General features: G+C 72.0%; 19 protein-coding genes. 8 read left to right on the top strand and 11 right to left on the bottom strand.

What is annotated here, in order from left to right; genetic code table 11:
• Positions 1–18: 18 nt before the first annotated feature.
• Genes AC57BS_RS20675 through AC57BS_RS20665 form a run of 3 tightly spaced genes read left to right on the top strand, consistent with a single transcriptional unit; the run spans position 19 to position 2,236 of the window.
• Positions 19–342: a cupin domain-containing protein gene (locus tag AC57BS_RS20675; protein WP_496413330.1), complete on the top strand. Its 324-nt coding sequence runs from the start codon at positions 19–21 to the stop codon at positions 340–342.
• A gap of 23 nt (positions 343–365) precedes the next feature.
• A complete protein-coding gene (locus AC57BS_RS20670; protein WP_496413329.1) occupies positions 366–1,793 on the top strand; it encodes an aminobutyraldehyde dehydrogenase in 1,428 nt (475 codons plus the stop codon).
• Between the two features lie 32 nt (positions 1,794–1,825).
• Entirely contained in the window at positions 1,826–2,236 is a 411-nt protein-coding gene (locus tag AC57BS_RS20665) for a hypothetical protein (protein WP_496413328.1), read from the top strand.
• 249 nt (positions 2,237–2,485) lie between these two features.
• On the opposite strand, the gene AC57BS_RS20660 is transcribed toward AC57BS_RS20665, so the two are convergent.
• Positions 2,486–2,755 (bottom strand): hypothetical protein, encoded by a 270-nt coding sequence (locus AC57BS_RS20660; RefSeq protein WP_496413327.1) that lies wholly within the window; start codon positions 2,753–2,755, stop codon positions 2,486–2,488.
• A 134-nt stretch (positions 2,756–2,889) separates the two neighbouring features.
• On the opposite strand from AC57BS_RS20660, the gene AC57BS_RS20655 reads away from it, so the two are divergent.
• Positions 2,890–3,726, top strand: coding sequence for a SurA N-terminal domain-containing protein (locus tag AC57BS_RS20655; RefSeq protein WP_496413326.1), 837 nt, complete (start codon positions 2,890–2,892; stop codon positions 3,724–3,726).
• Here the strand turns inward: AC57BS_RS20655 and AC57BS_RS20650 are convergent.
• A complete protein-coding gene (locus tag AC57BS_RS20650) occupies positions 3,716–4,081 on the bottom strand; it encodes a response regulator (protein WP_496413325.1) in 366 nt (121 codons plus the stop codon). The two genes, AC57BS_RS20655 and AC57BS_RS20650, sit on opposite strands and share 11 nt — an antisense overlap.
• Positions 4,082–4,203: 122 nt before the next feature.
• Between AC57BS_RS20650 and AC57BS_RS20645 the strand changes: the two genes are divergently transcribed.
• A complete protein-coding gene (locus AC57BS_RS20645) occupies positions 4,204–6,165 on the top strand; it encodes a sensor histidine kinase (protein WP_496413324.1) in 1,962 nt (653 codons plus the stop codon).
• Here the strand turns inward: AC57BS_RS20645 and icmF are convergent, their stop codons facing one another.
• The 3 genes from icmF to AC57BS_RS20630 all read right to left on the bottom strand — a co-directional run bounded on the left by icmF (position 6,166) and on the right by AC57BS_RS20630 (position 10,828).
• Entirely contained in the window at positions 6,166–9,435 is a 3,270-nt protein-coding gene (gene icmF / locus AC57BS_RS20640; RefSeq protein WP_496413323.1) for a fused isobutyryl-CoA mutase/GTPase IcmF, read from the bottom strand.
• A gap of 134 nt (positions 9,436–9,569) precedes the next feature.
• On the bottom strand, positions 9,570–10,061 hold the full coding sequence (locus tag AC57BS_RS20635) for a MarR family winged helix-turn-helix transcriptional regulator (RefSeq protein WP_496413322.1): 492 nt from the start codon (positions 10,059–10,061) through the stop codon (positions 9,570–9,572).
• A gap of 11 nt (positions 10,062–10,072) precedes the next feature.
• Entirely contained in the window at positions 10,073–10,828 is a 756-nt protein-coding gene (locus tag AC57BS_RS20630; protein WP_496413321.1) for a helical backbone metal receptor, read from the bottom strand.
• An 83-nt stretch (positions 10,829–10,911) separates the two neighbouring features.
• Here AC57BS_RS20630 and AC57BS_RS20625 point away from each other — a divergent pair, with 83 nt between their 5' ends.
• The gene (locus AC57BS_RS20625) at positions 10,912–12,051 is read left to right on the top strand and encodes an aldehyde dehydrogenase family protein (protein ID WP_496413320.1); all 1,140 of its coding nucleotides are present in this window, start codon (positions 10,912–10,914) and stop codon (positions 12,049–12,051) included.
• On the opposite strand, the gene AC57BS_RS20620 is transcribed toward AC57BS_RS20625, so the two are convergent.
• On the bottom strand, positions 11,979–12,431 hold the full coding sequence (locus tag AC57BS_RS20620; protein ID WP_496413319.1) for a hypothetical protein: 453 nt from the start codon (positions 12,429–12,431) through the stop codon (positions 11,979–11,981). The genes AC57BS_RS20625 and AC57BS_RS20620 overlap by 73 nt on opposite strands.
• Positions 12,432–12,712: 281 nt before the next feature.
• Between AC57BS_RS20620 and AC57BS_RS20615 the strand changes: the two genes are divergently transcribed.
• Both AC57BS_RS20615 and AC57BS_RS20610 read left to right on the top strand, forming a co-directional pair.
• Positions 12,713–13,003, top strand: coding sequence for a DUF4212 domain-containing protein (locus AC57BS_RS20615; protein ID WP_496413318.1), 291 nt, complete (start codon positions 12,713–12,715; stop codon positions 13,001–13,003).
• Positions 13,000–14,685: a sodium:solute symporter family protein gene (locus AC57BS_RS20610; protein WP_496413317.1), complete on the top strand. Its 1,686-nt coding sequence runs from the start codon at positions 13,000–13,002 to the stop codon at positions 14,683–14,685. The genes AC57BS_RS20615 and AC57BS_RS20610 overlap by 4 nt, the downstream gene beginning before the upstream one ends.
• 56 nt (positions 14,686–14,741) lie before the next feature.
• Here the strand turns inward: AC57BS_RS20610 and AC57BS_RS20605 are convergent, their stop codons facing one another.
• From AC57BS_RS20605 to AC57BS_RS20585, 5 genes are all read right to left on the bottom strand, one after another.
• On the bottom strand, positions 14,742–15,377 hold the full coding sequence (locus tag AC57BS_RS20605; RefSeq protein ID WP_496413316.1) for a 3'-5' exonuclease: 636 nt from the start codon (positions 15,375–15,377) through the stop codon (positions 14,742–14,744).
• Positions 15,374–17,248 (bottom strand): putative nucleotidyltransferase substrate binding domain-containing protein, encoded by a 1,875-nt coding sequence (locus tag AC57BS_RS20600; RefSeq protein ID WP_496413315.1) that lies wholly within the window; start codon positions 17,246–17,248, stop codon positions 15,374–15,376. The genes AC57BS_RS20605 and AC57BS_RS20600 overlap by 4 nt, the downstream gene beginning before the upstream one ends.
• A gap of 59 nt (positions 17,249–17,307) precedes the next feature.
• Positions 17,308–17,955, bottom strand: a complete 648-nt coding sequence (locus AC57BS_RS20595; protein WP_496413314.1) for a hypothetical protein — start codon at positions 17,953–17,955, stop codon at positions 17,308–17,310.
• A 64-nt stretch (positions 17,956–18,019) separates the two neighbouring features.
• Entirely contained in the window at positions 18,020–18,460 is a 441-nt protein-coding gene (locus AC57BS_RS20590; RefSeq protein WP_496413313.1) for a GNAT family N-acetyltransferase, read from the bottom strand.
• On the bottom strand, positions 18,457–19,359 hold the full coding sequence (locus AC57BS_RS20585; protein WP_496413312.1) for an alpha/beta hydrolase: 903 nt from the start codon (positions 19,357–19,359) through the stop codon (positions 18,457–18,459). The genes AC57BS_RS20590 and AC57BS_RS20585 overlap by 4 nt, the downstream gene beginning before the upstream one ends.
• Between the last annotated feature and the right edge of the window lie 42 nt (positions 19,360–19,401).

Genomic DNA, 19,401 nt, shown 5'->3' with positions numbered 1-19,401 from the left:
CTGGGGACGATGCTCGGCATGAACCGTGTGCTGGACGTCGAGGCGCTCGTGCCGACCACGCCGCTCGACGCGGGCACCGTCGTCGACGGGGCGCCGGAGGCCGGCTCGCGCGCCCTCGCCGCCGTGGCCGGGGTGGAGGTCGGGGTGTGGGAGATGACCCCCGGCACCGCGACCGACGTCGAGGTCGACGAGGTGTTCGTCGTGCTGTCCGGCTCCGGGACCGTGTCCTTCGACGACGGCGAGCGCGTCGACCTCGGCCCCGGCAGCGTCGTACGGCTGCGCGCCGGCGAGCACACCACCTGGGTCGTCCGCGAGACCATCCGCAAGATCTACGTCGCCTGACCTCGACCGACCCTGGAGTCCTGATGACCCACACGATCCACAACTTCATCGACGGCGAGCTGGTCGCCTCGGCCACCACCGACTTCATCGACCTCGTCGACCCGGTGACGGGCGAGCCCGACGGCCGCTCCCCGGTCTCGACGCACGCCGAGGTCGACCGGGCGTACGCCGCCGCGGAGCGGGCGTCGGCGTCGTGGAAGCGGCTCACCCCCGGGGCGCGACAGGCGTACCTCCTCGACCTGGCCGCCGCGATCGCCGAGCGCCGTGACGAGATCAGCGAGGTGCAGGCCCGCGACACCGGCCAGCCGGTGCGCTACATCGCCAGCGAGGAGGTCGACCAGGGCGTCGACCAGCTGCGCTTCTTCGCAGGCGCGGCGCGGCTGCTCGAGGGCAAGTCGTCGGGGGAGTACCTCGAGGGCCACACCTCCGCGATCCGCCGCGAGCCGATCGGCGTGGTCGGCCAGGTGACGCCGTGGAACTACCCCTTCGCGATGGCGATCTGGAAGATCGCGCCCGCGCTCGCCGCCGGCAACACGATCGTGCTCAAGCCCAGCGACACCACCCCGCGCTCGACCGTGCTGCTCGCCGAGATCGCCGGCGCGATCCTGCCGCCGGGCGTGCTCAACGTGGTCAACGGCGACGCCTCGACCGGCCGCTACCTCGTCGAGCACCCGACCCCCGGGCTCGTCGCGATCACCGGGTCGGTGCGCGCCGGCATCGAGGTCGCGACCTCGGCGGCGAGGAACCTCAAGCGCGTGCACCTCGAGCTCGGTGGCAAGGCTCCCGTCGTCGTGATGCCCGACGCCGACCTGCCCCGCGCCGCCGAGATGATCGCGGCGGCCGCCTACTTCAACGCCGGCCAGGACTGCACCGCCGCCACCCGCGTCGTCGCCCACGGCAGCGTCCACGACGAGCTCGTCGACCTGCTGGTGAAGGCGGCCGAAGGCACCCGGCCCGGGCCTCCGTCGGACGACGAGGCGGACTACGGCCCGCTCAACAACGCCGCCCACCTCGCCAAGGTGGAGGCGTTCCTCGCCGGCCTCCCCGACCACGCCACCGTCCGCACCGGCGGCGGCCGCCACGGCGACGCGGGCTTCTTCTTCGCGCCGACCGTCGTCACCGGCGTACGCCAGGACGACCGCATCGTGCAGGAGGAGGTCTTCGGGCCGGTGCTCACCGTGCAGTCCTTCGACGACGAGGCCGACGCGGTCGCCATGGCCAACGGCGTGCCGTACGGCCTCGCCGCCAGCGTGTGGACGCGCGACGTCGGAGTCGCCGACCGCCTCACCCGCGAGCTCGGCTTCGGCTGCGTGTGGGTCAACACCCACATCCCGTTCGTCTCCGAGATGCCCCACGGCGGCTTCGGGTCGTCGGGCTACGGCAAGGACCTGTCGGGCTACGGCTTCGACGACTACACGCGCATCAAGCACGTGATGACCGCGCACTACTGAGCGTCCGTCCGGCATCCGGCATGCTGGGACCCATGCGCTTCACCGAGCACGAGCTGACCGTCGCCGTCACCGCTGCCGCCAAGATCGTGGCCGGCGGCAAGGTCGGGCGCCGCGCCAGGGGCGGGGCGGCAGGCGAGGCGGCGTGGGAGTCGATGAGCAAGATCGACCGCTACCACCTGCTCGAGGCGGTCGGCAGCCAGGTGCTGCCCGTGCTGCTCGCCCTCCCCGACGTCGAGGTCCCCGCCGGCACCCGGCCCACCTTCACCGACGCGCAGATCGCGGCCGCGGTGGAGCAGACCCTCGGCGAGAGCGGTGTGGGCCGGCTGCGCCAGAAGGTCGCCGTCGCCGCGCGCCTCACCCTCGTCCGTACGGCCCTCGCCCAGCTCCCCGTGCGCCAGGACCCCGACGCGCTCATCGTCCCCGACTCCCTCGACGACCTGTGACCTGACCTGCTGGCCCAGCTCAGCGGCGTCCGGTCTGACCGGGTGTGTCCCTATTGCCTGGACGAGTCGTGTAGTCCCCGGGCATGCCGTACCCGAGCCTGAGGACGCTGTGCGGACCGCCTCAACGCGGCGGGATCCAGTCACTGAGCCCACGTCCTCGGCGTCGGCTCAGCTGTGCGGTGGCTGTGACGCACCACGTGCACCACAGCCACCGCACTGATCGCGGCATGAGCGGTAAGTCGGACGCTGTTAGCAGTCCGTGATGGGCCCCCGGGTCCAAGGCTCGCCCACCCCGGCTCGTGTCGCCTCTTCGTTCTCGGTGAGGTCTGTGATTGTCGTCAGGCTGGAGTCGAGGTCCAGCAAATGCTCGCGATGGACGACATTCCAATCCTCAATGCTCTGCTCGTGATCGTCACCGCCACAGGCCATGATCAGGTCGCCATCCTCGCGGCACGCGAAGAGCACCGGTCGGGCAGCCGACATGACGTGACCGCAGGTGTAGCACTTTTCGTCAGGCACCAGGTGAGCGTACGGAGGTGGCCATCCAATCGCACTCAACTCGGCAGATCCGGTAGAACGGCGTCGCCAATAGGGACACACCCTCTGAGAACCCTGAGGATCGCGCTCAGGTTCGGTGCGTACCGTCGACGGCGATGACTTCCACGAAGACCTCCCTGACGTCCCTGACCTCCTCTGCCCGTCGCCGCACCCGTACGGCCCTCGGTGCCCTCTCGGTCGCTGCGGTCCTCACGCTCTCCGCCTGCGGCGGCGGGTCGGGCTCCGACTCCGGCTCCGACGACGCCTCGGCCGAGTCCTCCTCGAGCGCCTCACCGTCGGACGGCGCCTCGGACGGTGCCGCCGCCGGCACCCAGCCCGACCTCGACGCCATCCCCGACGTGGTGGCCGAGGTCAACGGCGAGGAGGTCACCAAGGACGAGTTCGTCCCGATCTACGAGGCGGCCTTCGCCCAGGCGGCGTCCCAGGCGCAGATGGGCGGCGAGGCACCCGACGAGGAGCAGCTGCGCAAGCAGACCGCCGACGACCTCGTCGACACCGAGCTCCTCGCCCAGGAGGCCGAGGCGCGCGGGCTCGAGGTCAGCGACGAGGACGTCGATGCCGAGCTCACCGACCTCGCCGAGCAGAACGGCATGAAGTCCGCCGACGAGCTCCTGAAGGCCGTCGAGCAGCAGGGCGTCACCGCGGAGCAGGCCCGCGACCAGGTCGAGACCCAGGTCCTCGTCGAGCAGCTCGTCGCGGACGAGAACGGTCCGATCGAGCCGACCGACAAGGAGCTGCGCGCGCTCTACGAGCAGGCCAAGCAGCAGCAGGCGCAGGCCGGCCAGTCGGGTCAGGGCGGGCAGAAGATCCCGCCGTTCGCGCAGGTGCGCGAGCAGCTCGTCGAGCAGGCCACCAACCAGGAGATCGGCAAGGTCGCGACGGCGCTCGTCGAGGACCTGCGCGCCGACGCCGACATCACGATCAACCTGTAGGTCCGGATCGGCCCGGAGGGTCGAGCAGGCTGTCCACCGCGGCCATGAACTCGCCGCGGTTGAACGGCTTCGGCAGGAAGTGCGGGTGCGCGCGACCCACGTCGAGGTCGCCCGACATGACCAGGACCTTCGTGTCCGGGCACGCCCGGCTCAGCTCGTCGGCCACCGCGAGACCGGTCATCCGGGGCATGTGGTGGTCGACGACGACCAGGTCGAAGTCGACCTCCGACGCGAGCTCGAGGACCTCCGCCCCGTCGCCCACGGTGGTGACGTCGTGCCCGGCCCGCGCCAGCACGTGGCCGATGAAGTCGCGGATGTCCGGCTCGTCGTCGGCCACGAGGCTGCGCACGCCCATGGTCCGAGTGTGGACCCGATCAGCGGCCGCTGCCTACGCGCACGCCGAGCCTTGAGCAGATCGTGACCTCGGCACACCGGGATCGGGGGCGCGCGGCCGATCCGAAACGTAGTCTGTGCGCCATGACGACGGCCCCCACGACGGCCCTGTCGCCGGCTCGGGCCGCACGCTTCGCTCTCGCGTACGCGTTGCTGACCGTCGTCGGCCGGCTGACCGCGATCGAGGGACAGGTCCTGAGCCTGATCTGGCCGGGATCCGGTGTGGCGATCCTGTGGTTGCTCGCCGAGTCGCCCCGCCACCTCGCCCGCGTGCTGGTTCCGCTGATGGCGATCCACGGCGTGCTGGTGGTCGCGACCGGGGTCTCACCGGTCCTCGGCTTCTTCGGTGCCCTCTCGGTCACCGTGCAGACGGCCGTGATCGGCCTGTTCATCCGGCGGTGGTGCCCCGAGATGCTCGGCGCCGGCGGCACGGCCAGCATCCGGTCGCCGCGCACGCTCGCCATGGCCGGCGCGGCTGCCGCCGCCGGCTGCGTCGTGGGGGCACTGATCGGCACCGCCGGCATCTGGGCCGACGCCGCGGACGCGACGGTGATGACCGCCGTGGCGTGGTCAGCTCGGCACGTCGTCGGCGTCCTCACGGTCGGCGCGGTCGGCCACCTCGCCTGGGAGTGGTACACCCAGGACATCCCGGCCCGGACCCACGAGGGTGGCCGCGTCGAGCTGGCGGTGCTCTGGATCGTCTCGGTGGTCGTCGTGCTCATCGTGTTCACCCAGCCGTACCCGGTGACCTTCCTGCCGATCGGGTTCGCCGTGTGGTCGGCCGCGCGCTTCCGGACCTACCCGGCGGCGCTGCACTGCCTGACCCTCGGCCTGATCGCCCTGACGCTGAGCCTCACCGGCCACGGCCCGTTCGACACGATCGTGGACCCGGTGGCCGAGGTGCTGGTCTCCCAGCTCTTCGTGGTCGGGATGCTGCTCACCGGGCTGACGGTGGGCGCGCTGGGCGACCGTGTCGACGCACTCTTCGCCGCGGCGACCCGTGCCCGGGAGGACGCGGCCGAGCAGGCCGAGCTGCTCGCCGAGATGACCGAGAGCATGGGCGAGGGGCTCGTCGTGCTCGACCCTTTCGGTCGGGTCGAGCGCAGCAACGGCGCCAGCCGTCGGCTCGCCCACCGGGTGAGCCCGGGAGCGGCCGACGACGCCGCGCTCTGCGAGCTCGTGAGGCTGCTCCTCGAGCCCGACCCCGCCCACACCGACGCCGCGCGCGCCGAGCTCGGCGTCGGCGACGTCGTCATCCCGCTGCGCAGCGGCGAGGAGATCGTGCTCGCGGTGTCCCGTGCGTCGCTGTCGCGTGGCGGCGGGCGCTCCGGCGTGCTGCTCGTGCTCCGGGAGGTGACCGAGCACCGCTCCGGCCTGCGCCCGCTGGCCGGCTTCGCCTCAACGGCCGCGCACGACCTCCGCGGGCCACTGTCCGCGATCCGCTCCTGGCTCTCCCTCGCGGTCGACGACCTCGAGCCCGACTCGGACGCGATGATGCCGCTGCGCCGCGCCGAGCGCTCCGCCGAGCAGATGGCCGACCTGATCGGCGACCTCCTCGAGCACGCGCTCGCCGAGTCCGGCGAGCTCCGCGCGACCGACGTGCGCCTCGGCGGTCCGGACGGCGTCCTCGCCCAGTCCGCCGGGCTGCTCGGGCCCGACGACGTGCTGGAGGTCGACCCCGACCTGCCCGCGGTCCACGCCGACCCGGTCGCGGTGCGCCAGCTCTTCGGCAACCTCATCGGCAACGCCGTCAAGTACGCCACTCCCGGCGAGCCCGCGATGATCACGGTGCGCGCGCACCGCCACGGCGCCCGGGTGGTGGTCGAGGTCGAGGACCGCGGGGTCGGGGTCGAGGAGGAGGAGCGCTCGCTCATCTTCCAGCGCTTCCACCGCAGCGGCGCCGTGCGCGCGCACTTCCGTGGCACCGGCATGGGACTCACGATCTGCCAGACGATCGTGCAGCGGCACGGGGGCACCATCGAGTGCCTGGCGCGGCCGGCCGGCAACGGGTCGGTCTTCCGGTTCGACCTGCCGGCGGCCGACTAGTCAGACATTGCGCCGGTACTGCCCGCCCACCTCGAAGAACGCCTCCGTGACCTGCTGGAGCGAGCAGACCCGAGCGGCGTCCATCAGCACGGCGAAGACGTTCTCGCCGGAGACCGCCGCGTCCTTGAGCCGAGCGAGCGCCTCCTGCGCCTCGGTGGCGTGCGCCGCCTGGAAGGCGCGCACGCGCGAGAGCTGCGACTCCTTCTCGGCCTCGGTCGCGCGGGCCAGCTCGATCTCTTGGGGCTGGGCGTCCGCGGCCGACTCCTTGACGAACGTGTTGACGCCGATGATCGGCAGCGACCCGTCGTGCTTGCGGTGCTCGTAGAGCATCGACTCGTCCTGGATCCGTCCGCGCTGGTAGCCGGTCTCCATCGCGCCGAGCACGCCGCCGCGCTCGTTGATCGAGTCGAACTCGGCCAGCACCGCGGCCTCCACCAGGTCGGTCAGGTCGTCGATGACGTACGAGCCCTGGAGCGGGTTCTCGTTCATCGCCAGGCCCCACTCGCGGTTGATGATCAGCTGGATCGCCAGCGCGCGGCGTACGGACTCCTCCGTCGGGGTCGTCACCGCCTCGTCGTATGCGTTGGTGTGGAGACTGTTGGCGTTGTCGTAGATCGCGATCAGCGCCTGCAGCGTGGTGCGGATGTCGTTGAAGTCCATCTCCTGCGCGTGCAGCGAGCGGCCGCTCGTCTGGACGTGGTACTTCAGCTTCTGCGAGCGCTCGGAGGCGCCGTACTTCTCCTTCATGGTGACCGCCCAGATGCGGCGCGCGACGCGGCCCAGGACGCTGTACTCGGGGTCCATCCCGTTGGAGAAGAAGAACGACAGGTTCGGCGCGAAGTCGTCGATGTCCATGCCTCGCGCGAGGTAGGCCTCGACGTAGGTGAAGCCGTTGGCGAGGGTGAACGCGAGCTGGCTGATGGGGTTCGCCCCGGCCTCGGCGATGTGGTAGCCGGAGATCGACACGGAGTAGAAGTTGCGGACCTTCTGCTCGATGAACCACTCCTGGATGTCGGCCATCATCCGCAGCGAGAACTCGGTGGAGAACAGGCAGGTGTTCTGGCCCTGGTCCTCCTTGAGGATGTCGGCCTGCACCGTGCCGCGCACGTTGGCGAGCGCGTACGCCGCGACCTGGGAGCGCTCCTCCTCGGACGGCTCGCGGCCCTCCCGCTCGCGGAAGGCGTCGACCTGCTGGTCGATCACGGTGTTGAGGAAGAACGCCAGCACCGTGGGGGCGGGACCGTTGATCGTCATCGAGACGCTCGTGGTCGGCGCGACGAGGTCGAAGCCGTCGTAGAGCGCCTTCATGTCGTCGAGCGTCGCGACGCTGACGCCCGAGGTGCCGACCTTGCCGTAGACGTCCGGGCGCGGGTCGGGGTCGCGGCCGTAGAGCGTCACCGAGTCGAACGCCGTCGACAGACGGGTCGCGTCGTTGCCCTCGGAGAGGATCTTGAAGCGGCGGTTGGTGCGCGCCGGGTCGCCCTCGCCGGCGAACATGCGGGCCGGGTCCTCGTTGTCGCGCTTGAACGGGAAGACACCGGCGGTGAAGGGGAAGTAGCCCGGGAGGTTCTCGTTGCGCCAGAACTTCACCAGCTCGCCGTGGTCGGTGAAGCGGGGGAGGGAGACGCGCGGGATCTTGTTGCCGCTGAGCGACTCCTTGGTGAGCTTGGTGTGGATCTCCCGGTCGCGCACCACGACGACCTGCTCGTCGCCGGAGTAGGACTCCACGACGGCCGGCCAGCGCTCGATCTGGTCGGCGACCTCGTGGGGCACGGCCTTGCGGGCCTCGTCCAGGAGCGCGGTCAACCCATCGTTGGTCGAGTGCCCGCCGAGGGACGAGGCGGGTGTATCGAGACCCAGCTGGTCGGCGACGTACTGGACCCGCTGGAGGTTGCGCGCCGCCTCGGCCAGCTCGGCCGTACGGGCGTGGTAGCCGCGGACGGTCTCGGTGATCTCGCTGAGGTAGCGCACCCGGTCGGCCGGGACGACCTGCCGGATGCCGGAGGAGTGGCGTACGTCGACGTGCGGCAGCGTGCCCTCGCCGACCACCAGCCCCACAGCGGCGAGCTCGTCGCGCAGGTGCTGGTAGAGCGCGGTGACGCCGTCGTCGTTGAAGGTCGCGGCGCTCGTGCCGAAGACCGGCATGTCGTGCGGCTGCTTGCCGAAGGCCTCGCGGTTGCGGACGAGCTGGCGGCCGACGTCGCGCAGCGCGTCCTTGGCGCCGCGGCGCTCGAACTTGTTGATCGCCACGGTGTCGGCGAAGTCGAGCATGTCGATCTTCTCCAGCTGCGAGGCGGCGCCGAACTCCGGCGTCATGACGTAGAGCGAGTGGTCGACGAGCGGGACGATGCCGGCGTCGCCCTGCCCGATGCCGGGCGTCTCGATGATCACGAGGTCGTGGCCGGCAGCCTTCATCACGTCGACGACGTCGGCGAGGTGCCCGGGCACCTCGTGGGCGCCACGGGTGGCGAGCGAGCGGAAGAAGACCCGGTCCCCGTCCAGCGAGTTCGCACGGATGCGGTCGCCGAGCAGCGCGCCGCCGCCCTTGCGCCGGGTCGGGTCGACCGCGATCACCCCGATGCGCAGCTTGTCCTGCTGGTCGGTGCGGAAGCGGCGCACGACCTCGTCGGTGAGCGAGGACTTGCCCGACCCCCCGGTGCCGGTGATGCCGAGGACGGGTACGACGCGGCGCGCGGCCGCGGACCGGAGCTCGGCGAGCATCGCCTCGTCGAGACGGCCCTCCTCGGCCCCGGTGATGGCGCGGGCGACGGCGAAGCGGTCGCCGGTCAGCACCTGCTCGACGGTGACCGCCCGGTCGGCCCACAGGTCGGTGTCGCAGTCGGCGACGACGGAGTTGATCATCCCGACGAGGCCCATCTTCTGGCCGTCCTCGGGCGAGAAGATGGTCACGCCCGACTCGCGGAGCCGCGTGATCTCCGACGGCACGATCACGCCGCCACCGCCGCCGACGACCTTCACGTGGTCGGCCCCGGCGGCGCGCAACGACTCGACGAGGTACTCGAAGTACTCCACGTGCCCGCCCTGGTAGGACGACACCGCGACACCCTGCACGTCCTCCTCGAGCGCCGCGTCGACGACCTCCTGCACGGAGCGGTTGTGCCCGAGGTGGATGACCTCGCAGCCCTGGCTCATGAAGATCCGCCGCATGATGTTGATCGACGCGTCGTGCCCGTCGAACAGCGCGGACGCGGTGACGAGGCGGATCGGGTTCTTCGGACGGTGCAGCTCAGGGCGGGGCAGGTCGGCCATGGTCAGATACTAGGACATCCAAGTATCTACCGGCGAGTCACTTGCGGGAGTCCCCGGATATCCGGGGACCGCCCTGCTTACAGGTCCAGATCTCTACCTGCAAGCACGCAACGCGGGTGCAAACCCCGCGAGCATCACGACCCGTCCCCGAGGCCCGTACGCAGCGCGGTGAGGCGATCGGTGAGGGCGCGTACGTCGGGGCCGGGCACGCCGGGCGTCTCGAAGACCTCGCCGTTGAGGGCCGCCGTCGCCTCCTCGACGGCGTCGCGACCGGCGTCGGTGAGCACGGCGCGGACGACCCGCCTGTCCTCGTCGCTGCGCACGCGCTCGACGTAGCCCTGCGCGACGAGCCGGTCGACGGCGCTGGTGACGCTGGTCGGGTGCACCTGGAGCAGGGAGCCGAGCCGCGACATCGGCATCGCCGCGTCGCGGGTGAAGGACAGCAGCCGCAGCACCTCGTAGCGGGCGAAGGTCAGCCCGCGCGGGCGCAGGACGGCGTCGATCCGCTCCATCAGCAACTGCTGGGCGCGCACGACCGACGTCACCATCGCCATCCCGTCGGCGGCGTCGCCCCACCCGTGGGCGACCCACTGCCGGTGGGCCTCGCTGATCGGGTCGCGCGTCATGGCACCGGAGGCTATCCAGACAGCCCGGACAGCACCGCGTGCGCCTCGACCATGGCGGGCCCGTACCAGGTCAGCAGCCTCCCCGACACGAGCCGGGTCGGCGTGCGCAGCGCCTCCGGGCCGTCGTCGGCGGTGAAGACGTACGGCTCGTCGGGCAGCAGCACGACGTCCGCGCCCGCGTCGTCGATCTCGCCGGGCGTCACCGTGGGGTAACGCCCGTCGCGCTCGGCCGGACCATGGGCCAGCACGTTGGCCAGCCCTGCCCGGGTGAGCAGGTCGTCGGTGTAGGTCGGCGAGCCGACGACCATCCACGGATCGCGCCAGATCGGCACGGCGACCGCCAGCCGTCGCGGGACGGGGGTCGACCACAGCGACCTCGCCTCGACGAGCCACGGCGGATCGGCGAGGTCGAGGGCGGCGGTGAACAGCCGCGACATCGACTCCAGCGCCTGCTCCACGGTCTCGATCCGCGTCACCCAGACCGCGACCCCGGAGTCACGCAGCCGGCGCACGTCGAGCTCGCGGTTCTCCTCCATGTTGGCCACGACGAGGTCGGGGGAGAAGGCCCGGACCGCGGCGAGGTCGGGGTTCTTGGTGCCCCGCACGCGCGCCACGTCGAGGTCGGCGGGGTGCGTGCACCAGTCGGTCGCCCCGACCAGGCGGTCGGGCGCGGTCGCCGCGATCGCCTCGGTGAGCGAGGGGACGAGGGAGACGATCCGTCGTGCGGGGCCGTTCAGGGGGACGTCGGCACCGAGGTCGTCACGCATGAGTCGAGGCTAGTCAGATGGGGTGCGGGCAACAGGACGACCGGGTGATGGGATCCGGACCGGTCGCATGATGGAGTTCTCTCATGAGCAAGCACGCCCGGCCTCGGGGGCTGCCGATCGACGGCGTGGACCAGCCGACGGCGGAGGGGTGGACGTACGCCGCCCGCAACCCCGCGACCGCCGAGACCCTCTGGGACGTGCCGGACGCCGGCGTCACCGAGGCGCACGCGGCGGCCGCTGCCGCGCGTCGCGCCTTCGACGCGACCCAGTGGAGCACCGACGTCGGCCTGCGCGCCGACGCGCTCCGGCGCCTGCAGGCCGCAATCGCCGAGCGTTCCGACGACCTCGCCGCCCTCATGGCCGCAGAGACCGGGGTGCCGGTGTCCCTCCGCGCCGCCCACCTCGACGCGCCGATCGCCCTCATGCGCGCTGAGCTGCCCGGTGAGCCCGGCCGGTCGGCCGGCGTCACCGCCGTCGTCACGCCCGCCACCTCGCCGCTCGCGGTGGCGATCGAGGAGGTCGGCCGGGTCCTCGCGGCCGGCGGCACCGTGGTGCTCAAGCCCGCGCCCGAGGCGGCGAGCGCCGCGATCGAGCTCGGCCGCATCGCCCTCGACATCCTGCCGCGCGGGGTCCTCAACGTGCTGGCCACCCGCGACGTCGACGTCGCTATCACCCTCACCCTCGACGACCGCGTCGACGAGGTCTCGTTCACCGGGTCGGCGGTCACGGGCGAGCGCGTGCAGGTCGCGGGCGAGCGGGCCGGCAAGCGCGTACGCCTCGACGTCGGCGGTCCGCTCACCATCGAGGCCGCCGACGACGACGACCTCGCCGCGGTCGTGTCCGCGGCGGCGGTGACGGTCGCCGCCAACGCCGGCCAGGCGTGCCGGGTGCCCGCGAGCGTCGTGGTGCCCCGGCACCGCTACGCGGAGGCCCTGCGCGCAGCCGTCGAGGCGATGGCGGAGGTGGTGCCCGGCGACCCGTCGGCGTCGGACACCCTGTGCGGCCCGCTCCGCTCGGGCGTGGCCCGCGACCGGGTGCGCCGCTACGTGGACCTCGCGCGGTCCGAGGGCGGGGACGTCGCGCTCGGCGGCGGCGTCCTCGACCGCGACGGGTGGTGGTTCGCCCCGACGGTGATCGGTGGGTTGTCGCGTCAGTCCCGCCTGGTGCGCGAGGAGGTGCTCGGGCCGGTGCTCATGGTGGTGGCCGACGGTCGGAACAGCTGAGCGGCCGCGGTCGCACCGAGCACGCCCCCGCCGAGGACCAGCACCAGACCGGGGCCGGGGACCCAGCCGTCGGTGCCGACCAGGGTGAGCAGGTGCACCACCTGCCAGGCGGGGACGACCAGCGCCACGAGGGCGAAGATCGCCGCCTGCACCGCCGCCACCCGGCGCATCGGGACCAGTGCCCCCGCGAGACCGAGCATCGCCGCGTAGAACGTCCACAGGCCGGCGCCGCGGGCACCTGACACCGAGCCGACGGCGGTGTCGATCCAGGGGAGGAAGGAGCCGAAGAGCACCATCGCGACGGCCCCTGCCAGGCGGCGCTTCGCCGGGTCGGGTCCGCGTCGCGTTCGGACCACCCTCGTCGCCGTTGCTCCGGTCATGGGGGGACTGTACGGAACGGCGCGCGCGATCGGGCGGGACCGGCGTACGACGGGGTGCCGTCGCGCGCGGCGAACGGTCGCCCGTCACGCGACGAACGGTCGATCCCGTGCGACCAACGGCACCCACGCCGGACGCCACCGGCGTTCGCAGGAGCCGCGCCGCCACCGGACGACGATTTCCGACCGCTCGGCGAAAAGTGTGACGGCGGTCACATCTGCGTCTTGACCAGCGGTGACGGCGCTGTTTCGCTGCCGGGCACGCAACTCCGAGTCGTCAGCCAGTGGAGGACACCGTGGATGAACACCAGCGCCGGGAGTACTGGCGCCGAAATCTGAGATTGATGGCAGTGCTGCTCACGATCTGGGCGCTCGTGTCGTTCGGTGCGGGCATCTTGTTCGTGGAGCCCCTCAACGAGGTCGTGGTCGCGGGCTTCCCGCTCGGCTTCTGGTTCGCCCAGCAGGGCTCGATCATCACGTTCGTGATCCTCATCGCCGTCTACGTGGTCCGGATGGACAAGCTCGATGCCGAGTACGGCATCGACGAGTACGAGGAGGAGGTGCACCACTCGTGAGCGACATCCAGACCTGGACCCTCGTGTTCGTCATCCTCACCTTCAGCATCTACATCTTCGTCGCCTACCGGAGTCGGGTCAGCACGACGTCCGGCTTCTACGTCGCCGGTGGCGGCATCCCGGCGCCGGCCAACGGCGCGGCCATCGCGGCCGACTGGATGAGCGCCGCCTCGTTCATCTCCATGGCCGGCATCATCGCCTTCGCCGGCAACGGCTACGGCGGCTCGGTCTACCTCATGGGCTGGACCGGCGGCTACGTGCTCCTCGCGCTGCTGCTGGCCCCGTACCTGCGCAAGTTCGGCAAGTACACCATCCCGGACTTCGTCGGCGACCGCTACAACGAGACCGCACGGCTGGTGGCGGTGGTCGCCGCCATCGTCGTCTCGTTCGTCTACGTCGCCGGTCAGATGGCGGGCGTCGGCCTGGTCTTCACCCGGTTCCTCAAGGTGGACCCGACCACCGGCGTCATCATCGGCATGGCGATCGTGTTCTTCTACGCCGTCCTCGGCGGCATGAAGGGCATCACCTGGACCCAGGTGACCCAGTACACCGTGCTGATCATCGCCTACCTGATCCCGGCGTTCGCCGTCTCCGCCAAGGTGACCGACGTGCCGATCCCGCAGATCGGCTTCGGCACGATCCTCGCGGAGCTCGACGCGCTGCAGACCGAGCTCGGCATCCCCGAGTACACCGCCGCCTTCGGCAGCACCAACATGCTCAACATGCTGCTGATCACCGCGTCGCTGATGTTCGGCACCGCGGGCCTGCCGCACGTGATCGTCCGCTTCTACACGGCCAAGAGCGTGCGGGCCGCGAGGTACTCGGCGCTGTGGGCGCTCTTCTTCATCGCCCTGCTCTACACCACCGCCCCGTCGGTGGCGGCCTTCAGCAAGCTGCAGATCATCGAGGACGTCAACGGCACTGCGCTGAGCGAGATGCCGTCGTGGTTCAACACGTGGTCCGAGGTCGGCCTGATCACCCAGGCCGACGGCTCTCCTGTCTCCGACCTGGGCGCGGACACGGTCGTCAACTACAGCGACATCCTGATCAACAACGACATCATCGTGCTGGCCTCGCCCGAGATCGGCGGTCTCCCGGCCCCGATCGTCGGCCTGGTGGCGGCGGGCGCGCTGGCCGCGGCGCTGTCGACGGCGTCCGGACTGCTGCTGGTCATCTCCAGCGCCGTCGCCAACGACGTCTACTTCAAGAAGATCAACCCCCAGGCCACCGAGGCGCGACAGCTCATGGTCGGCCGCATCGCCATGGGCGGCGCGATCGTGGTCGCGGGCTACCTCGGCATCAACCCGCCGGGATTCGTGGCCCAGGTGGTGGCGCTGGCCTTCGGGCTGGCGGCAGCGAGCTTCTTCCCGATCCTGGTGCTCGGCATCTTCTGGAAGAACTGCACGGCCATGGGCGCGACGGCGGGCATGCTCGCCGGACTCGTCACGACGATGGCCTACATGCTGTGGACGATCGACATCTACGGCAACGGTGAGGGCATCTTCGGGATCCTGGAGACCGGCTTCGGCACGATCGGCATGCTGATCAACTTCGCGGTGACGATCATCGTCTCCCAGTTCACCCCGAAGCCGAGCCCCGTCATGCAGGAGCTGGTCGAGGAGATCCGCTACCCCGGCAAGACCGAGCTCGTCGCCAAGCACGCCCAGGGCGAGATCCACTGACGCAACGCTGAGGACCGTCGACGCCGGGGCGCCCGCCGCCCCGGCGTCGACGTCGTTCAGCGGCGTCCGCGCAGCCAGGACCTGAGGCGGTCGAACCACGGCTCGCGGCGGCGTACGTCCCGCAGGCTCAGCGGCCCGCTCGCGCCGAGCTCGGCCGTCTGCGCCAGGTAGAGCTCGGCGCAGGCCAGCGCGTCCCCGAGGGCGTCGTGGGCCGCCGTGACCGGCAGCCCGTGGCGCTCCCTGGCCCTCCAGAGGCGCAGCTCCCCGGGGCGGACCTCGCCGTGGCGGACCAGCAGGCGCCGCTGGAGCTCCAGGGTGCACACCGCCGGCGGCAGGACCGGACGCTCGCCCACGGTGCGGAAGGCCGCGTCGAGGAAGGCCAGCTCGAACGGGGCGTGGTGGGCGAGGAGCACGCGTCCCGCCAGGGCACGTCGCAGCTCGGCCAGCACCTCCGCGAGCGGCCGGCCCTCCTCGAGGTCGTCGTGGGTCAGGCCGTGGATGGTGACCGCGTCGCCGGGGTCGTCGCGGCGTACGACGTGGCGCCGGCCCCCGGAGAGATCGATGCGCAGGCCGTCCACCGGCACCCAGCCCACGGCCAGCACCTGGTCGCGGGCCGGGGAGAGCCCGGTGGTCTCGAGGTCCACTGCCAGCAGGGGCAGCCGGTCGAGCGGGGTCCGGTCGTCGGGCGTCACGTCAGCTCGCGGACGGGATAGCGCTGCGCGATGGCGCCCTGGGCGGACCTGATGACGCCGAACGCCGCCCTGAGGTGGCGCTGCTCGAAGTGGCTGAGCGACGACGGGTCGACCCAGTTGTCGGCCGGTGTCCCGGCGCCGACCTGCTCGACCTGGTGCCGCAGCCGCAGGTGCGCCAGGAACTCCCACGCGTCGCGCAGGTCGGCTCCGAGCGTCGGGCTGACGAGGCCGGCGGCGACGGCGTCCTCGAGCCGGGCGAGGGTCGACATCTCCTGCGACCCGCACGCCAGCCCGTGCAGGCGGGCGATCTCGACGATGGTGTTGATGCCGCCCCGCTTCACGTCGAGCGTGTCGCGGTGCTCGCCGGACCGGTCCACGACCAGGCCGCGGAAGAAGCCGAGCGGCGTGTGGTGCGACGCCGCGGCGGCGGCCAGGTGGGCCAGGAAGATCGGCGCGCCCTTGGCTGCCCGGCGCTGGTCGGCGACCAGCTCGGCGGTCAGGTCCGGGTCGCCGTACTGGTGCCGCAGGTCGAAGAACACGCTGGCCTCGAGGATCGCCTCCGGGGTGGGGGTGCCGACCCAGCGCGCCACGTGGCCGCGCCAGGTGACCAGGGGCTGGCGCCACCTGGGGTTCGTGGCCATCTTGTCGCCGCGGCACCGGGGGTAGCCGACGGCCTCCAGGCCGCCCGTGACGAGCTCGGCGAGCTCGCCGAACCAGGGCCCGTGCTCGTCGGGCCGGTAGTCGTCGTGCAGCAGCAGGGCATGGTCCTGGTCGGGGGCGAGGGCCTGCTCGAAGCGGGCCCGGGAGCCCAGGGTCAGCCAGGCGTACGGCACCGGTGGCGCGCCGAGCTCGGCCTCGGCGAGCGCGATGACCTGCTGCTCGATCGCGTCCCCGACGGTGGTGACGACGCGACCGGCGTCGTGGGCCGACGTGCCCTGCCGGACGAGCCCGGCGACCACTCGCTGCAGACGGGTCGCCAGCTCCGCGATCGTAGCGACGTCAGGGGCCTTGGCGATGTCGCCGACGAGGAACACCGGGTTGGCCTGCTGGAGCCGGAGCAGGTCGGTGGCCGTGACCATGCCGGCAGGTCGTCCGTCGTCGACCACGGGAAGGTGGTGGATGTTGCGGCGCACCAGCTCGAGCAGCGCCTCGAGGGCAGGGGAGTCGGGGCGGGTGGTCGCCGGGTCCGGCGTCATCACCGCGGACACGGGACCAGCCGGGTCCACGGCGGCGGCCAGGACCCGGGTGCGCAGGTCGCGGTCCGTCAGGATGCCGACGAGGGCCTCGCCGTCGGTGACCAGCACCGAGGAGATCCGCTCGGCCGACATCAACCGGGCAGCCTCCAGGACGGAGGCGTCGGCACGGATGCTGACCGGCGCCCGGCTCACCAGGTCGCGCACCGTGCTGGACAGCATCGACCGCTCCGGGCCGGTCACCTCCCGTCGTTGCCGGGCGACGGCTTCGCGCAGCCGTCCGGCGCGGTGCTCGAAGAAGGACGCGAAGTCGGCGTGCTGCCCGCGGAGCTGGTCGAACAGGTCGGCCGGGCAGGCCAGGACCAGGGTGTCCTCGATCGCGTGGACGGTGACCGGCTGCGGCGACCCGGTCGCCAGCGCGGCGCCGCCGATGCAGGTGCCGGCGGCGCCCCGCTCGACCAGCTCGCCGTCGCGGGCGCGCAGCTCGACGGCCCCCGACCTCACCACCAGCAGCTCCACCGGGGTGGTGCCCTCGGCCAGCACCACGGTCCCGCGGCGGTGGTAGCCGATGCTCAGCCGCGGCGGGATCGACTCGAGGACCGCGGCCGGGAGGGAGTCGAACGGTGCGTGGGCCACGAGGAAGTCCCGGATCTCCGCGAGCTCGACGTTGAGGGGCACCGACCCATCATGACGACCGGCACGGTCTGGTGCTGGCTATTGCTGCGACGTTCGAGCGGTCACTCCTCCTCCAGGTGCGGGTCGGCCAGGAGGTACTGCGTCAGCGGACCCTGGTGCTCGCGGTCGTGGTGGCGCACCGGCTCAGGGACCATGCGTCCCTCGGCGGCGTCCCAGAAGCTGTCGACCCGACGGGCCACCGCGCGGGCGATCCGGCCGACCTCCCCCCGGTGCGGGATCCACGGGTGCGGCCGCGTGGGGGAGGCCAGCTCGGCGTGGTGGAGCACCATGCCCAGGTCCCGGGGGTCGTCCGGCTCCGCGTCGAGCAGGGCTGCGGCAAGCCGTCGCTCCAGGTCGCACACCAACGCGAACTCGTGACGCACGTCCTGCCAGATGGGCGGCCACGGCCGTCCGACCGCGAACGTGGAGCCGTACAGCTTGGCCTTCACCTGGGCCAGGGACTCCTCGTAGGAGCGGCTGGCGGCCAGGAACTCGTGGGCGAGGTCGTGACCACCGGGGAGGTGGCGAACGAGTGGCGCGATCGCGTCGACCATGGCGGCGTTGTGCCGGCTGGCCGCTGCCAGGAACGTGTCGATGGCGGTGTAGTGGTCGCGGGGGTGGCGCACGTCGGGTCGTGCGTCGGCGGCCAGGGCCAGGCGGTGTGCGAGGTCGTGGTGGATGCTCTCTAGATCGTGGGCGAGGGTGATCACGGCGGTCATCTCCTTCGGAAGCCGTGTCACTCCAGTCTCGCTCGTCCCGGCCCCAGCGCAAGGCCTAGAGGATCTCTGCCGGCCGACGCATCGGCACGTGCATGATGCCGTCCTCGTCGAACTCGGGCCCGGTCACCGCGAAGCCGTACGCCTCGTAGAACCCCGTCAGCTCGGTTTGGGCGTCGAGGCGCACCTCGCGGCTGCCGCACAGCGCCATCGCCTCGTCCATCATCAGCGCCGCGAGCCTGCGTCCCCGGGCGGCCGGCGCGACCACGACCCGGCCGATCCGTGCGGCGTCGCCGTCGTCGAGCACGCGGAGGGTGCCCAGCACCGAGCCGTCGTCGTCGAGCAGCACGACGTGGCGGGTGGTCTCCTCGAGGTCGCGGCCGTCGAGGTCGGGATAGGGGCAGTCCTGCTCCACGACGAACACCTGCTGCCGCAGCCGCCACACGCCGTACGCCGTGCGCGCCGGCAGGTCGTCGACGCCGGCGACGAGCACCCTCACCGGACGAACTCCACGACCTGGTCGAACGCCCGCCGTGCCTCGGGGGCGATCGGCAGCAGCCCGTAGACGTGGATGAGGTCGGCCTCCTCGACCCACGTGAGGTCCCAGCCAGCCTCGGCCGCGCGCCGCGCGAGCAGGCGGCACCCCGGAGCCAGCAGGTCGCGGGTGCCGTAGAGCATGAGGGTGCGCGGCAGGCCGGCGAGGTCGGCGAGGGCGGGGGAGACCTCGGGACGGCCCAGGTCGTCGGGCGAGCCGGCCCACCACCCTGCGTACGCCTCGACCTTGCCGATGAACAGCCACGGGTCGATCGCGTCGGCGGCCCTCGTCTCCTCTGCCGTCGAGGTGGTCAGGTCGACCCACGGCGCGTGGAGCACCAGGTGGGTCGCGGGCACCAGCCCGCGGTCTCGCACGGAGAGCGCCAGGGCGAGCGCGAGGCCACCGCCGGCCGAGTCGCCGGCCAGCACCACGCCGCCCGGTTCGGTGGTCCAGCGGGCCAGGTCGTCGACGAGCGCGTCGTGGGAGTCGCGCCAGGTGTGCTCGGGGGCGAGGGGGTAGTCGGGCAGCACGACCCGGGCGCCGATCGCGGACGCCAGCCGGGTCGCGTAGCGCACGTGGAAGGCGTCGATCGGCGCCATGTAGCCGCCGCCGTGCACGTAGTAGAGCGTCCGCGTCGCCGGCCGGTCCCGCGGCGTCAGGACGTGGCACGGGAAGCCGAGGTCGGTCACCGCGTGCTCCCACCGCTTCGCGAAGTCCGGCACGGCGCGCGTCGGCAGCGACCGGTCGAGGGTGCGGTGCCACGCCTCGACCCGGGCCCGCTCCTCCGGCTCGCTCCCGATCTCCTGCGCGCGGCGCAGCCGCGGGACAAGCGTGGCCAGGAGGTCGTGGCGGCGGCTCGGCATGGACGCAGCGTAGGGGCCCGCGGGGACGGCGCTAGGCTGAGG

It is taken from the genome of Nocardioides sp. BGA-UO-ETr-FS32, from assembly GCF_059567905.1.
The sequence above is the reverse complement of the archived record's forward strand: the minus strand, read 5'-3'. Positions and strand labels throughout refer to the sequence as shown.

Coding starts and splice junctions, on each gene's coding strand:
- AC57BS_RS20675 (WP_496413330.1), top strand. CDS start 19: ATGAACCGTGTGCTGGACGTCGAGGCGCTCGTGCCGACCACGCCGCTC.
- AC57BS_RS20670 (WP_496413329.1), top strand. CDS start 366: ATGACCCACACGATCCACAACTTCATCGACGGCGAGCTGGTCGCCTCG.
- AC57BS_RS20665 (WP_496413328.1), top strand. CDS start 1,826: ATGCGCTTCACCGAGCACGAGCTGACCGTCGCCGTCACCGCTGCCGCC.
- AC57BS_RS20655 (WP_496413326.1), top strand. CDS start 2,890: ATGACTTCCACGAAGACCTCCCTGACGTCCCTGACCTCCTCTGCCCGT.
- AC57BS_RS20650 (WP_496413325.1), bottom strand. CDS start 4,081: ATGGGCGTGCGCAGCCTCGTGGCCGACGACGAGCCGGACATCCGCGAC.
- AC57BS_RS20645 (WP_496413324.1), top strand. CDS start 4,204: ATGACGACGGCCCCCACGACGGCCCTGTCGCCGGCTCGGGCCGCACGC.
- icmF (WP_496413323.1), bottom strand. CDS start 9,435: ATGGCCGACCTGCCCCGCCCTGAGCTGCACCGTCCGAAGAACCCGATC.
- AC57BS_RS20635 (WP_496413322.1), bottom strand. CDS start 10,061: ATGACGCGCGACCCGATCAGCGAGGCCCACCGGCAGTGGGTCGCCCAC.
- AC57BS_RS20630 (WP_496413321.1), bottom strand. CDS start 10,828: ATGCGTGACGACCTCGGTGCCGACGTCCCCCTGAACGGCCCCGCACGA.
- AC57BS_RS20625 (WP_496413320.1), top strand. CDS start 10,912: ATGAGCAAGCACGCCCGGCCTCGGGGGCTGCCGATCGACGGCGTGGAC.
- AC57BS_RS20620 (WP_496413319.1), bottom strand. CDS start 12,431: ATGACCGGAGCAACGGCGACGAGGGTGGTCCGAACGCGACGCGGACCC.
- AC57BS_RS20585 (WP_496413312.1), bottom strand. CDS start 19,359: ATGCCGAGCCGCCGCCACGACCTCCTGGCCACGCTTGTCCCGCGGCTG.